Annotated in this window: 10 protein-coding genes and 1 pseudogene; 10 read left to right on the top strand and 1 reads right to left on the bottom strand. The window is 62.9% G+C overall.

Going from position 1 to position 14,298, the window contains the following annotated elements; all coding sequences use genetic code 11:
* Positions 1–113 precede the first annotated feature (113 nt).
* Positions 114–587, bottom strand: a pseudogene (locus FFS49_RS35980) (DUF4158 domain-containing protein); the annotation flags it as partial.
* Between the two features lie 371 nt (positions 588–958).
* On the opposite strand from FFS49_RS35980, the gene FFS49_RS35985 reads away from it, so the two are divergent.
* The 10 genes from FFS49_RS35985 (at position 959) to FFS49_RS36030 (ending at position 14,145) form a co-directional block, all read left to right on the top strand.
* Entirely contained in the window at positions 959–1,741 is a 783-nt protein-coding gene (locus tag FFS49_RS35985) for a membrane protein (RefSeq protein WP_045577998.1), read from the top strand.
* A 33-nt stretch (positions 1,742–1,774) separates the two neighbouring features.
* Positions 1,775–2,227, top strand: a complete 453-nt coding sequence (locus tag FFS49_RS35990) for a hypothetical protein (RefSeq protein WP_045577997.1) — start codon at positions 1,775–1,777, stop codon at positions 2,225–2,227.
* A gap of 147 nt (positions 2,228–2,374) precedes the next feature.
* Positions 2,375–4,783: an HAD-IC family P-type ATPase gene (locus FFS49_RS35995; protein ID WP_052691545.1), complete on the top strand. Its 2,409-nt coding sequence runs from the start codon at positions 2,375–2,377 to the stop codon at positions 4,781–4,783.
* Between the two features lie 168 nt (positions 4,784–4,951).
* Positions 4,952–5,524, top strand: a complete 573-nt coding sequence (locus tag FFS49_RS42790) for a DUF4148 domain-containing protein (RefSeq protein ID WP_224383344.1) — start codon at positions 4,952–4,954, stop codon at positions 5,522–5,524.
* A gap of 464 nt (positions 5,525–5,988) precedes the next feature.
* Entirely contained in the window at positions 5,989–6,678 is a 690-nt protein-coding gene (locus tag FFS49_RS36005) for a response regulator transcription factor (RefSeq protein WP_045577996.1), read from the top strand.
* Complete coding sequence (locus FFS49_RS36010; RefSeq protein WP_045577995.1) at positions 6,668–7,981, top strand: HAMP domain-containing sensor histidine kinase; 1,314 nt, start codon at positions 6,668–6,670, stop codon at positions 7,979–7,981. Before FFS49_RS36005 ends, FFS49_RS36010 begins: the two co-directional genes overlap by 11 nt.
* 77 nt (positions 7,982–8,058) lie before the next feature.
* Entirely contained in the window at positions 8,059–9,456 is a 1,398-nt protein-coding gene (locus FFS49_RS36015; RefSeq protein ID WP_059464115.1) for a TolC family protein, read from the top strand.
* Complete coding sequence (locus FFS49_RS36020; protein ID WP_045577993.1) at positions 9,453–10,517, top strand: metal transporter; 1,065 nt, start codon at positions 9,453–9,455, stop codon at positions 10,515–10,517. The genes FFS49_RS36015 and FFS49_RS36020 overlap by 4 nt, the downstream gene beginning before the upstream one ends.
* A gap of 53 nt (positions 10,518–10,570) precedes the next feature.
* Positions 10,571–13,708, top strand: coding sequence for an efflux RND transporter permease subunit (locus FFS49_RS36025; protein WP_060091191.1), 3,138 nt, complete (start codon positions 10,571–10,573; stop codon positions 13,706–13,708).
* A gap of 140 nt (positions 13,709–13,848) precedes the next feature.
* Positions 13,849–14,145: a hypothetical protein gene (locus tag FFS49_RS36030; protein WP_059889796.1), complete on the top strand. Its 297-nt coding sequence runs from the start codon at positions 13,849–13,851 to the stop codon at positions 14,143–14,145.
* The last annotated feature ends 153 nt before the right edge of the window (positions 14,146–14,298 follow it).

A 14,298-nucleotide genomic window follows, 5' to 3' on the forward strand; every position in this document is an offset into this window, starting at 1 on the left:
TTCAGAAACCCGATGATTTGCTGTTCCGTAAAGCGCTTCTTCATGTTCGTCTTCTTCTCCGAAAACGAACTTTACTAGACTCCGGCTGGCCCTGTTTGCAGGGGGCAGGTCAGTATAACGATGCGATGCTCGTAGAACCAACGTTTGAGATCGTTCGTCAACTGGCCGCGCTCTGGGCGGCCGGTGAGTTGCTCTTTGAGCCAACGGATCACATACCGACGTTGATGTTCCGCGATGGCGCGAAAATTGATGGCGTCCCGAGCAAAGCGCTGGTGGTCAGATAAGGTCTTGAGGTTGCCATCGTAAAGTGAACGTAGCGTGCCGAGGTCTGGCGGCTTCACGTTCAGCTGTCGGCCAAGATGTCGCCAAAGAACAGTGGGGATCTGCTTGTACGAGCCAAGCGGCCGGCCGGTCATACGCAGAAAGCCGATGTGCAATGCGACCGCGAGCCGAAAAAGGTCCGTGCGTCGTGAATCAATGGCGACACGCTCCCGCTTGGAGAACGTGAAGAATGTGGCGAGCTCGAATTCGCTCAGTTCGCGCGGCACCTGCCGGATTCCGAGATAAGCCAATCGCCAGTGATCCATCAGCGGCTCCGCATCGATGATGAGAGCGGCCCAGCGTAGCGAGGTAAAAATTGAAGTGCTACAGGGAAAGTCGGGATGGCAGCTGTAGCCGTCGATCGCCTAAGGATGGTGTCAGAACGACAACGAGTCGGGGCAACAAAACGGGCGCGACGCGGTCATTCGGGGCACGCCCGTGCGGCAGCCGCATCTGGCCCGAAAGACGTATTTTTCTTGCGACCCTAAAAAATTGCTAGTTTAGCTTATGTCAAATTTATGCCTTCGAAAATGGCGCATATGACGGCCCTGGTTTTCCGATTTCTCCGCCACACTAAGGTTCCCCTAAGTCTGCTCAGCTAGACTGCGTGGCACTCAACTCCTGAGGAATCGCCACCATGTCGCCCGCTACCGACAAGCCTATCTCCCGCTGGCTCAACAAGGTTCCTGAGATCACGCTTGCGTTCTGGATTATCAAAATCATGTCCACCACCGTCGGTGAAACTGCCTCCGACTACCTGGCCGTCAACGCGGGCTGGGGCCAAGGTTTTACGCGCGGCTTGATGATGTCCTTGCTTGCAATAGCGCTTGTCCTGCAGATGCGCACGCGACGCTGCACTCCGTGGATCTACTGGCTCACGGTCGTCCTGGTAAGCATCGTCGGAACCCAGATCACCGATCTGCTCACTGACGGCCTCGGCGTCAGTCTGTATGTCAGCACGAGCGTGTTCGCCGTCGCTCTCGCCGCGATCTTCACGATTTGGTATCGGATCGAAGGGACGCTGTCGATCGATGCAATCGACACGCCGCAGCGTGAGTTGTTCTATTGGTCCGCGATCCTGTGCACATTCGCACTGGGTACCGCTGCGGGCGATCTCGCGACCGAAGCCTTGGGGCTCGGTTTCTCGCTGGGTACTGTTGTATTCGGCGTGCTGCTCGCACTGGTGTATGTCGCATGGAGCAGCGGCGTCAACGCGGTGCTCACCTTCTGGATTGCGTACATCCTTACGCGACCGTTCGGTGCATCGCTCGGCGATCTGCTCACCCAATCGCGCAATTACGGCGGGTTCGGTCTGGGTGCTGCATCGACGAGCCTACTGTTCCTGTCCGTGATCATCGTGCTCGTCGCTTTCGCGCAGTTCGGCGCCAGCAGTCGCGCGCGTGCAGAAGCGGTCGAGTGACTTCCTCAACAAACCTCGAGGCGAGGCTTCTTCATGAATGGTCGAATCGCATCTTCACGTCTGCTCGTCGCGCTTTCCGCGTGCACGATGCTTGCTCTCGCCACCGGCTGCTCAAAGCAAACCGATAGTCCTGCTGTGGCGGCACCGGCGTCCAGCGCGACCGATGCGCAGCACGGCGCATCGTCGAACGTATCGAGACTCGGCGACCTCTCCCAATTCCGTACAATCGCAACCGACGTATCCACTCTCGTGGCGAAAGGTGATCTCGCGGGCGGCAGGACACGCATCAAGGATCTGGAGGTTGCGTGGGACAGCGCGGAAGCCGGTTTGAAACCGCGCGCGGCTGCGGATTGGCATGAACTCGACACGGCAATCGACCGTGCCCTCGAAGCGCTGCGGGCTGATCGCCCGATTCAAGGCAATTGCACGGCAGCGTTGAGCGACCTGCTGAAAACGTTCGACAAGCTTGAGGGCAGGAATTCCTGAGTTGTATTGACGCACATCAATGGCCGCGGGATCGACGCTGGATAATCTCCAAGCGTCCACTCGCACAAGCCGACTATTCAGTGCTTCGGTAGTGCGGAAGGCGGTTTCCGCCGTTGTCCGCGTATCGAACCGTTCGATTACAGCGACATGCCATTGTCCGCAAGCACGTCATCCTCGGTCGCGGGTACTTCGGACGCGGAAACCGCAGCCGAATCCACGACGACCGCCATCCCGACGGGCCTATCGACCGCCGAAGCGCAGCAGCGTAGGGGCAGATTCGGACCCAACGTGGTTGGCGAAACGCTGCCCTCCTTCAGACGACTCCTGCTGACCAAGTTGTGGGCGCCAGTGCCATGGCTGCTGGAAGGCGCAATTGCCCTGCAAATCTTGCTCGGTGCTTATATCGAGGCAGCAATCATCAGCTTGCTCCTTGCGTTCAATATCGCGTTGTCTCTTGCGCAAGAGCAACGCGCCTCCGCCGCACTATCGATTCTGCGGAAGCGGCTCGAACCGACGGCCCGAGTGTGCCGCGACGGGAAATGGCACCGGATTCCGGCCGCCGAACTCGTGCCCGACGATGCGATCGAACTCCCGATCGGTTCGGTCTCCCCTGCGGACGTGCGCGTGACGAGCGGATCCGTCGCCGCCGATCAGTCGATGCTGACAGGAGAATCCGCGCTTGTGGACATTTCGGTCGGCGCAACGATTTATGCCGGTGCAATCGTGAAGCGCGGTCACGCATTCGGCGTTGTCGCGGCCACCGGCACACGCACATATTTCGGCAGGACCGTCGAACTGGTGCGCATCGCGCGTGCACCGAGCGCCGAACAGCACACAGTGCTGGCAACAGTCCGTAACCTGGGCGCAATTAACGGAGTCGTCGCACTGGCTGCGCTAGGCTACGCCCTCCACCTCGGCTTCGCCACAGCGGAATTGCTTCGTCTCGCGCTGACGATGCTGCTCGCATCGGTGCCCGTGGCACTACCGGCGACGTTCACTCTTTCCGCCGCGCTCAGTGCGCTTACGCTAAGTCGCCGGGGCGCGCTGCTGACCAGCCTGTCAGCTGTCCACGAAGCAGCAGCCATGGACGTACTTTGCTCCGACAAGACCGGTACGCTGACGCAAAACACGGCGGAAATCGCCGAGATCGTGCCGATGCCCGGCTTCACGACTGAGCAGATCCTGCACCTCGCGGCGCTGACCTGCGAGCCGACAGGCGACGAGCCGCTCGATGCTGCGATCCTTCGAGCGGCAGCTTTGAGAGACAACATCGGCGTCGAGGATCACATGACTCGTCGCGAGCCATTCGATCCGGACACGAAGATGTCGCAGGCCTGCTTCCAAGCTTCCGACGGTGGACAGATGCGTGTCGCGAAGGGAGCATTGCAGGCCATCGAGAGAATCGCGAATGTCGAGCCGGACGTGCGCCGGAAAGCGGATGACCTGGCGAGCCGGGGGAACCGAATCATCGCAGTTGCGGTGGAAGCCGCTGCCACGCAAGCCGTCCTGGCCGGTCTGATCGCCCTCAGCGATCCACCTCGCGAGGATGCAGCAAGCCTGATCGCGTCGCTTCGCGATCTGGGGGTACGAACGGTCATGGTAACGGGCGACTCGGCCGCGACGGCGACCGCTATTGCGCGAGACGTCGGACTGCGCCCGGAGCCCGGTCCGCACGGTGATGGATTCAACCGGGCCGCGCTATCGGGTTTCGATGTGTTTGCGCGTGTGATGCCTGAAGACAAATATCACCTCGTACAGGCATTTCAGGCGAGCGGTCACGTCGTCGGCATGTGCGGCGACGGCGTCAACGATGCGCCTGCCCTGCGTCAGGCACAAGTCGGCATTGCTGTGGCGAGCGCCAGTGATGCAGCAAAGGCAGCCGCTGCGATCGTGCTTACCGAGCCCGGACTATCCGGAGTCGTTGCAGCCATCATTGAGGGCCGAATGGCATTCCGCCGGTTGCTCACCTACACCTTGAACATGCTCGTGAAGAAAATCGAGGTCGTGCTGCTGATGGCATATGGACTCATCGCGCTACACCAACCGGTGATCACACCGATGATCATGATCATCCTGCTCGTCACCAACGATTTCTTGACGATGTCGCTGACCACCGACCACGTCGAGCCGCGACGCGAGCCTCAGAACTGGAACATGAAGCAGATCGTCTTTACGGCGGCGTTCTTCGGCGGATGCAAGCTTGTGTTTTCGGCAGGGATCGTCGCAGTCGGTGCATTCGGTGGCCAATTGTCGCCGCACGCTGTACAGACATTGGCCTTTCTTGCCATCGCGTTCGGCAATCAATCAATGATCTATGTACTCCGGGCGCAGAACCATCTATGGGATTCGAAACCGAGTCGCTGGCTGGTCTTCTCCTCGGTTGTCGATACCGCGATTGTCTGCGGTCTCGTGCTTTCAGGCGTGCTCGTGACCGCGCTTCCCCTTCCGTGGGTGCTCGGCGTCGGCATCGCTGCCGCGGGCTTCGCGCTTGTCCTCGATCAAGTCAGGGGTCTCGTCAGGCGAGTGCCTGGACTCGGGCACCGTATCGCTCGCTGAGTCTCATATCAAGAGTTCAGTTTACGCGTTACCCATTTCCGTTAAGCTTAAGGATAACTTAAGTATGGCATGGCAACGTGCATATGCCGCGCCCGTTCGATACCGTGCGGCTCTTGTTTCGTTCGTCCACGCAGAGTGACGGTAAACGCAGCAAGCAACAATCGACGCTTGAAATTCGTTGCTTGTCGTTCGCCGCGCTCGTTTGACCCGGTGCGAGTCCGGGTCTTTTTTTGTTCCGACACCTTTCCCGCTGCGATAGGCCGGCGCGAAACGCCCACCTGGGCCCGCGCACCGCACATTCGCATTGCACTTTCGAACCGCCTCATCAACGTCATCGTTAACATTATCTTCAGTTCGGAAGGCGCATGCTGTTTCTACGGCATCGCACATCGTGTGACTGCCCTTCCCAACTCACTGGAGATCACGGCCATGAAACTCGCCATTCGAACCGTCATGCTGGCACTTGCGGTGGTTCCTGCACTTGCGTTCGCGGGACAAGGTCTTACGCGAGCGGAAGTTCGTGCACAACTCGTTCAGATCGAGCACGCCGGATACAACCCGGCCCGCAAAGACATTCACTATCCGCAATCCATCCAGCAGGCAGAAGCGCGGCTGAACTCGTCCCAGTCGACTGCCCAGGCCGACACAACAGGTTACGGCTCCGCACAATCCGCAGGTAGCAACTCGGGGCATGCCCTCACGACTCACGCTGCGTCGCGCTCGATCTATCTTCATCACTGACGGGCTGTCCACGGCGTTGTTTGTCGTCCGGCCGGCGATCCATCGCCGGCCGGACGATACCGTTCGACACCGTCCGCATGCGTGGCGAATCTTCATCGCCGCCTGCTCGTCAGCGTCAACGAAACAACGGCAAAGTATGAATATACGCGTGTAATCCGCACAAACGCGTTGCTCGACGAAAGGAAGCTTCACTTGGTGTTCGACGCGAGCCTTTGGTTCGAGGCAGCTTTCGCGCTTTCCGAAGTGCTGGCGGGACCTTCCTGGTGTCTTCGTTCGATTTACTTCCGTACCAGTAATCTCGCCCTGCCTTCGGGTCACCGGGACGGTGCTTTAGGATCCACCATCTTCCGATAATGTGCGGGGTTGAGCTGATCGACGCGCTTGCTGACCGGAATGCGCCCCTGCACGGCAAGGTCGGCACATGCATCCGAAGCACGCAGAAACTTACCGTTGCCCATTCGCTCATGAAAGTGCTCATCATCGAAGACGACGCAGCGATCGCCGCGAACGTCTATGACTATCTGGAAGGCCGCGGCTTTCATGTCGACGTCGCGTCAAGTGGCCCTGCAGGGCTGCACCTCGCCCTTTCTGACGCTTGGGATGCGATCTTGCTGGATATCTCGCTGCCCGGGATGGACGGCCTGATGTTGTGCCGCAAGCTGCGCGACGAAGCGCATCGCGACACGCCGGTCCTGATGTTGACCGCCAGAGATGCGCTCGACGACAAGCTGAGCGGCTTCGAGTATGGCGCGGACGACTATCTGGTCAAGCCGTTCTCGCTCAAGGAGGTCGGTGCGCGTCTGGACGCGCTGACCAAACGCTATCGCGGCCTGGTTGCCGTACCGGAACTTCGCTTCGTGGACGTGCGGCTCGATTTGGGCACGCTCGCCGTCGAGCGCGCCGGCCGTCCGATCAAGCTTCAGCCCAAATGCCTGCATCTGTTGCGCATCCTGATGCAGTCCCCGACCCGCGTATTCACGCGCGCAGAACTCGAAAGCGAGGTCTGGGGCGACGAGCTGCCGGGCAGCGACACGCTGCGCGCGCACGTCTATACGTTGCGCAAGGCATTGAACCAACCCGGCGAGACGGAATTGGTCGAGACGATCCACGGGATCGGCTACCGCCTCGACGCGGACGACTCCCATGCGTCGTAGCCTGCGCGTCAAGGTCGCGCTCGTTTTCTCGGCGCTCGCGATTGTCCTGCTCCTCGCCCAGGCGCTCGGCGTCAGGGTGCTCGCGGAAGCTCAGGAAGAAAAGCTGATCGCCGCGCTGATCCAGGACGATATGGCCAGCGTGCTGCGCGGCTACAACGCGGATCCGTCCGAGTTGCCGCCGTTCGACCAGCGCCTGCGGGGGTACGTCTCGACGACGGACAGGCCGCCGATCGCGCTGCCCGCAACGGTCGGCGCGCTGCCTGACGGAATCCACGAGATTATCGTCGGCGGGCGAGAGATCCACGTTGCGATCGCCCCGTTCGGCACGACGCGGTTCTACCGCGTCTACAACTTCAGTCGTTACGAAGAGCATTTCAAGAAGGTGATCAACGCGCTGATGGCCGGCACGGGGGTGTTCGCGCTGCTGACAGTCTGGCTCTCGTTCGGAGTGTCGGGCCTGCTGGTGCGTCAGGTGGCCAGCCTTGCGAAGCAGGTCAAGGCGCTCAAACATGAACGGACAGCATCGATCGATCCTGGCAGGTATGACGAAGCCGAGCTCGTCGGGCTGGTTGACGCGTTCAATGACTACCATCGAGGCATGGCGGACATGATCGAGCGGGAGAAGGAATTCACCGGCAACGTCAGCCATGAACTGCGCACGCCGCTTACCGCGATCAAGACTAGCTGCGAGTTGCTCGAGCAAGATCCCGCCATCAGTGGCAAGTCGCGCGCGCGGCTTGCGCAGATTGACCGGGCGGCAGACAGCATGCGCGAGCGGGTCAATGTGCTCCTGATGCTGGCACGTGAAGATTCGGTGCGGGACGTCGAACCTGTCGGACTCGTGGGCTTGATCTGGACGGCACTGACGCCGCTCGCGGATCGCCTGGCCGACAGGGGCATCGAACCGGTAGTCGATGTGGCCCCCAGTACGCAAATAGAAGCGAACCGGTCCGCACTCGCCATCGTGCTCTCGAACCTGATCGACAATGCGGTCCGACATACCGACCACGGGCACGTGCATGTCTCCTACGCCGATGGCTGGCTGCATATCGAGGATACCGGCCCAGGTATCCCGGAACACGCGCTGCCGCATGTGTTCGACCGTTTCTATCAGGCGGACCGGACGCACGCGGCGGAACGCGGCTTCGGCATCGGCCTCGCGATCGTGAAAAAGATCTGCGGCCGTTACGGCTGGCAGATCAAACTCGAAAGCGAACCGGGGCGCGGCACGCGCGTGTCGCTGCGTCTGCCTGTCGGCAGCCCTGCCGGGACGGGGGATGGTGCCTATCCGGCCCCCTCTTGACGAAAATTTCACAACTGGTTGCGTAGCATCCGGGTCTGGGGCCGCCTGAACGGGCAGCGAGACTCGTGGATGCCGGAATGCACCGAGCGATATTGATTGCATTTACCCTGCTGTCTGGCTGTGCGACCTACCACGCGCAGCCGATCGCGTCGGCCCAGATGGCTCGACAGTTCGAGGAGCGCTCGCTCGCGAGCGACGGGCTGCGTACGTACCTCGCGCACGAACTCGGGCACGACGTTCAATCATGGCCGCCGGCGCGCTGGAACCGCGAGATGCTGACCCTGGCGGCCTGGTATTACAGCCCGGCGCTGGATATCGCGCGAGCGCAGTGGGGCACCGCCAAGGCCGGTATCCGGGTTGCTGACGCGATTCCGAACCCGGTCCTGCAACTGCCATTCCAGTACGCGACGCCCAACCCCGGACCGGGCGCTCCGTTCACGTGGGGGCCGGCCCTCGACATCCCGATCGAGACCGCGGGCAAGCGCGGCTATCGCGTCGATCAGGCGACCCACCTGTCGGAAGCCGCCCGGCTGAACATCCTCAACGCGGCTTGGACGGTCCGTGCCCAGGTGCGCGCTGCCATGCTCGCTGTCTATGCCGCTCGTGAACGCATGGCCTTCGTGTCTGCCAGGGCTGAAGCCCAGCGGCAGATCGCCGTGATGAGCCGCCACCGACTCGCCGTCGGCCAGTATTCCCAGCCCGACGTCGAGGCGGCCGTCCTTTCTGACACCCAGGCCCAGGGTGATCTGGCCGCCGCGCGCAGCGCCGAACAGGACGCCCGCGCCCAACTGGCTGCCGCGATCGGCGTGCCGGTCGCCGCGCTCGACAGCGTGGCGCTCGACCTCAGCGCGTTCGGCACGGTTCCTCCTGCGCCGCCCGCTGCCGATGCGCAGCGTACAGCCATCTTCCATCGCGCCGATCTGCTCGCTTCGCTCGCCGGTTACGCTGCGGCCGAATCGGCGCTTCAGCTCGAGGTCGCGAAACAGTATCCGGACATTCACCTCGGCTCCGGCTACACCTACGACACGGGCACCAACAAGATCGGTTTCGGACTCGCCGGTATCACGATGCCGATCTTTGACCGGAACCAGGGCGGCATCAAGGAAGCCGAGGCGAAGCGCAGGGAGGCGGCAGTGCGTACCGCTGCGCTGCAGGACAGGATTCTCGGCGATCTTGAGCACGCGTTGACGCGCTACCAGGCGAGCCTCGAAGCGCTGCAGCTGTCCGATGCCCATCTGGCGAGTGCCCGCCGGCAGCTCGACAGCCAGGCGGCCGCTTTCTCCAGCGGCAGTACGGACCGACTGACCTTCACGCAGGCGAAAGCCGACTATCAGACCAGCGAGACCGCGCGGCTGGACGCCGAGGTCGCCGTCCAGCAGGCCGCCGGCGCGCTCGAAGATGCAATGCAGAGCCCGCTTGCTCCCGTCGGCCATGAGGCAGTGAGCCACACCCTCGGTGAGGAGACAACACGATGAAACTCCGACTGATTCTTCTCTCCGTCATTTCGCTGGCCTTCGCCTCGGGCGCGGGCTGGTACATCTATCAGGCAGTTCACGATCCGGGAGCCTCGACAACCGCCGATGCGCCGTCGTCCCCACCGTCTGCGGTGCAAACGGTCAACGGCGAAACGGTCGTGGTCGTAAGCCCCGAAGCGCAGCGCGCCAGCCACATCGAGGTTGCGCCGCTCGCAACTGTCACGAGCCAGTCCGGCATCAGCGCCGACGCCACGGTGATCGACCTGCAGCCGCTCTTCGATCTGCGCAACCGGCTCGCCAGCGCGCGCGCGAACGTCGACACGCTCACCGCGCAGGCGGTCAGTTCGCGTACGCAGTACCAGGGCAGCCGCACGCTATACGCCGACGACCGTAATGTTTCGCTGAAGAGTCTGCAGGCTGCACAGTCAGCGATGCAGGGTGACGACGCAAAGCTGCAGTCCGCCCGGGTCACGCTGGCCGGCCTTGAGGGCACAGTGCGGCAGCAGTTCGGCGACGCGCTCGCGAATGCCACAGCGGCACCCGCCTCGAAGCTGTTCCAGCGCCTCCAGTCGGGCCAGGCGGTCGTGCTGCGTGTCACGTTGCCCGCAAGCTTTGGCATGGCGCCGCCCGAGCGCATCGTCGTCGGTACGACCGACGGCCGCTGGGTGCCGGCCCAACGACTTTCCGCCTCGCCGCTTGCCGATCCTGCTGTGCAGGGCAACCCATGGCTTTACATCGCCGATGCCGCGCTGCCAGCCAATCTGCGCACGAGCGCGCGCGTGCCGACATCGAGCCAGGCCGTGTCCGGCCTGATGATCCCGCAGCGGGCGGTGGTGTGGTACGGAGGCCAGACGTGGGCCTATGTGCGCACGGCACCCGGGCGCTTTACGCGGCGCTACGTGCCGGCCGGCACCGAGGGCGACCACGGCTTCATGGTGACGTCTGGCTTTCACGCCGGCGACCAGATCGTGACGCAGGGGGCGCAGCTGCTGCTTTCTGAAGAGCTCAAGCCTCAGGGCATCGCCACCGCCTGCAAGGATCCGCCTGAGTGTGATGACTGATCCTGCGATCGACCTGTACATGCGTCGGCCAGAACAACGCGACTCCACGTCCCATGCTTAACGCGATCATCCGCTTTTCGCTGCGCTTTCGCGGCGTCATCTTCTCGCTGGCCGTCGTGGCCGCCGGCTACGGGCTCTTTACACTGACGCGCGCCAGGCTCGACGTCTTTCCTGAATTCGCGCCGCCGATGAGCATCGTGCAGACGGCCGCGCCAGGCACGACCAGCGAGCAGGTGGAAATGCTCGTTACCCAGCCGGTAGAAAATGCCCTGGGCGGCATGACCGGCCTGCAGTCGATTCGCTCGCGGTCCATGCAGGGCCTCTCCTCGGTCACGCTTGTGTTCGATGACCACGCCAATGTGATGCAGGTCCGGCAGCTCGTCACCGAGCGCATTGGCGGGCTCGCGGGCGCGCTTCCAGTGGGTGTCACAGCCCCCCAGCTCCTGCCGCTCACCACGACAACGAGCGTTGTGCGCACCATCGGCCTCACGTCGAAAACACGCTCGCTCGCGGACCTCTACGACATCGCCCAGTGGACCGTCAAACCGCAGTTGCTCGGCACCTCCGGCGTGGCCGACGTGATCGTATTCGGCGGCGAGACGCGCCAGATGCAGATCCAGGTCGACCCTGCGAAACTGATCGGCCATGGGCTGTCGATTCAGGAGGTGATTGCCGCGGCGCGCCAGGCCACCGGCGTGCACGGCGCCGGGTTCATCGAGAACAGCAACCAGCGCATCGCCATCAACGCCGATGGCCAGATCGCAACACCGCAAAAGCTCGCCAGCGTCGTACTGAGCTCCAGCAACGGCGGGGCGGTTCGCCTGGGCGATATCGCCAACGTGACATGGGGCGATGCACCCGCGGTAGGCGCCGCATCGATCATGGGCAAGCCCGGCGTGATGGTCGTGATGGAAGCCCAGTATGGGACCAACACGATGGCCGTGACGCGCGCCATCGAAAGGACACTCGCCGGACTTGAGCCCGCGCTCGCCCGGCAAGGCGTGGACGTGAACACCAACGTCTTCCGGCCTGCCAACTTCATCGAGGCCGCCGTCGCTCACCTGCGCACGACACTCATCGTCGGCGCCGTGCTGGTCATCGCCGTGCTGTTCCTGTTCCTCCTGAACGTGCGCACTGCAGTGATCTCCGCGGTCGCGATACCGCTGTCGCTGCTGGTCGCGATCATCGTATTGACGTCGTTCGGCGTTAGCCTGAACACCATGACCCTGGGCGGGCTCGCCATCGCACTGGGCGAGGTGGTCGACGATGCCATCATCGACGTCGAGAACATCTACCGGCGCCTGCGCGAGAACTGCACCCTGGCCCAGCCGCTTCCAGCGTTTCGCATCGTGCTGCGCGCATCGCTCGAAGTGCGCAGCGCCGTGGTGTTCGCCACCTTCATCGTGATGCTGATCTTTCTGCCCGTGCTCACGCTCACGGGTATCGGCGGACGGCTCTTCGCACCGCTCGGCATCGCCTACATTCTCGCGGTGCTGGCGTCGCTGGGCGTCGCCCTGACGCTCACACCGGCGATGGCGCTCGCGCTGCTGGCGAAGGGACCCTTGCCCGAGCGGGAGCCGCGCCTGATCGGGCGCCTGAAGACACGCTACATCGCCATGCTGACGAAAGTCGAGCAGCATGTGAAGGTAATCATGGTGATCGTCGCGGTCTTGTGCGCCGCCGCGCTCGCGTCGCTGCCTTTCATGAGCGGGAGTTTTATTCCGCAACTGCGCGAAGGCCATTACACCGTTCACATGGGGCTCGCGCCGGGCACGTCGCTTGCCGAATCCATACGCATCGGCACGCAGGTCTCGAACGCGCTGATGCAGGTGCCGGGCGTGCGTCTCGTGGCGCAACGTGCCGGCCGCGCCAACGGTGTGGTCGATCCGACCGGCGTGCAGCTCTCCGAGTTCGAGGTTGACCTCAAGCCGATGGGCGCATCGGGCCAGAGCTGGGCGCTCTACCGGATCCGCCAGGCGCTGTCACGCTTTCCGGGCCTATCCACCTCGGTCAACACCTTTCTCGAGGAGCGCATCGACGAAACCATTTCGGGCGCCACAGCCCCGGTGGTCGTGAAGGTGTTCGGCAACAATCTGGACGTCATCGATCGCACAGCGCAGCAGATCGCCCAGTTGATCGGCACGATCCACGGCGTTGCCAGCGTGAAGGTGGATTCGCCACCAGGCATTCCGGAACTGGACGTGACGCTGAATCCCGACGCACTGAGCCGCTGGGGCTTCCGGCCCGTCGAGGTGCTCGATGCGATCCAGGCCGCCTACGCCGGCGTCACCGTAGCGCAAATCTACGAGGGCAGCCGTACTTATGACGTCGCGGTCGTGCTTGACCCGGCCCAGCGTCAGACCGTCGGCAACATCGGCAAGCTTGCGGTGCGCAATGCCGACGGTTTTGCCGTGCCGCTTTCCACGCTCGCGACGATTCGTCAGGTCGCTGGCCGCTATCAGATCACCCATGACGGTGGCCAGCGCGTGCAGACAGTATCGGTCAATCTCGGCAATCGGCCAGTCAGCGACTTCGTGAATGAAGCCCAGGGGCGTGTGAATCGTGAGATCAAAATGCCGCCGGGCACGTATGCCGTCTTCAGCGGTGAGAGCGAAGCGCGCGCGCAGTCGCAACGCGACCTGATCGCGTACGGCGGGATTGCGCTGGTCGGTATCGCGCTGTTGCTGTTCCTTGCAATGAAGAGCCGTCGCGGCGTGCTGCTGGTCATGATCAATCTGCCCTTCGCACTCGTGGGCGGGGTATTGAGCGTGGTGCTAACCGGTGCGAACCTGTCGCTCGGCAGCATGGTGGGCTTCGTCACACTGCTCGGCATATCGCTGCGCAATTCGATCATGCTGATCAGCCACTACGAGCGCCTCGTGCACATCGACCGCCTCGCGTGGGACATGAACACGGCGGTGCGCGGTGCGTCGGAACGGCTGGTGCCGATCCTAATGACCGCGCTCGTCACCGCGCTCGCCTTGCTGCCGCTCGCCGTGACAAGCGGTGCATCGGGCAACGAAATCGAGGGGCCAATGGCGATCGTCATTCTCGGCGGCCTGCTCACCTCGACCGCCCTGAACCTGATCGTGCTGCCAACCCTGGCACTGCGTTACGGGCGTTTCGGGCGTGACGAACGGGCTGGACCCGGGCCATCGTCGGCACAGGGGGAAGCGGGAGGCAGCCAGTGACGGGCAGCCAGCGATACCGGAATTTCCCGACCGGGGCACAGCTTTGGTGACCGCAAGCGTGCAACAAGGCGAGGCAAACCGGGGCCGGGCGCAGACCACCCGCAACCCACATGGCATGCGCCGGTAAGGAGGGACGTTTCGTGCAGACCTGGCTCATGGCGATCAAGCACCACCCCTATGCCGTTCTCACTGTGTTGCTTGCCGTCGCGTGCGCCGAGGCAATTGCCTCCGTCGGCGCGATCGCGACGAGGCTGGCGCGTGTTCTCGTGTTTTTTGCGGGTGCTCTCGTCGGTGCCGGCGTGCTCAATGGCTGGCTGACGCTGGCATCCGTGGTACTGGGAGCCATCCTGGGCGTTGGGCTGGCCTACGAACTGGGCCGGCGCTATCACGCCGACATCAGGCCGTGGATCGAGGCGAGCGGTCATCACGACAGTTGAGTCCGCCGCGAGCAGTTCGTCGAGCGACATGGCGTCGGGAGTCTGGTGCGCGCCCGTCTTTGCGCACCGGTACGCCCGCTCGTGCCACTGCTATACGGTAGCACGCGCATGGGGCGGCTGAAATTCTATGCAGTTAACCTTGCATCCGCACTG

Origin of the sequence: Burkholderia sp. 4NA327C6 (assembly GCF_005502655.1) — a bacterium.
Lineage (GTDB): Bacteria > Pseudomonadota > Gammaproteobacteria > Burkholderiales > Burkholderiaceae > Burkholderia > Burkholderia contaminans.

Bases quoted from the DNA above. Each gene is read 5' to 3' on its own strand.
- FFS49_RS36005 (WP_045577996.1), top strand. From the start codon at position 5,989: ATGAAAGTGCTCATCATCGAAGACGACGCAGCGATCGCCGCGAACGTC.
- FFS49_RS36025 (WP_060091191.1), top strand. From the start codon at position 10,571: ATGCTTAACGCGATCATCCGCTTTTCGCTGCGCTTTCGCGGCGTCATC.
- FFS49_RS35985 (WP_045577998.1), top strand. From the start codon at position 959: ATGTCGCCCGCTACCGACAAGCCTATCTCCCGCTGGCTCAACAAGGTT.
- FFS49_RS35995 (WP_052691545.1), top strand. From the start codon at position 2,375: ATGCCATTGTCCGCAAGCACGTCATCCTCGGTCGCGGGTACTTCGGAC.
- FFS49_RS36010 (WP_045577995.1), top strand. From the start codon at position 6,668: ATGCGTCGTAGCCTGCGCGTCAAGGTCGCGCTCGTTTTCTCGGCGCTC.
- FFS49_RS36015 (WP_059464115.1), top strand. From the start codon at position 8,059: ATGCACCGAGCGATATTGATTGCATTTACCCTGCTGTCTGGCTGTGCG.
- FFS49_RS35990 (WP_045577997.1), top strand. From the start codon at position 1,775: ATGAATGGTCGAATCGCATCTTCACGTCTGCTCGTCGCGCTTTCCGCG.
- FFS49_RS36020 (WP_045577993.1), top strand. From the start codon at position 9,453: ATGAAACTCCGACTGATTCTTCTCTCCGTCATTTCGCTGGCCTTCGCC.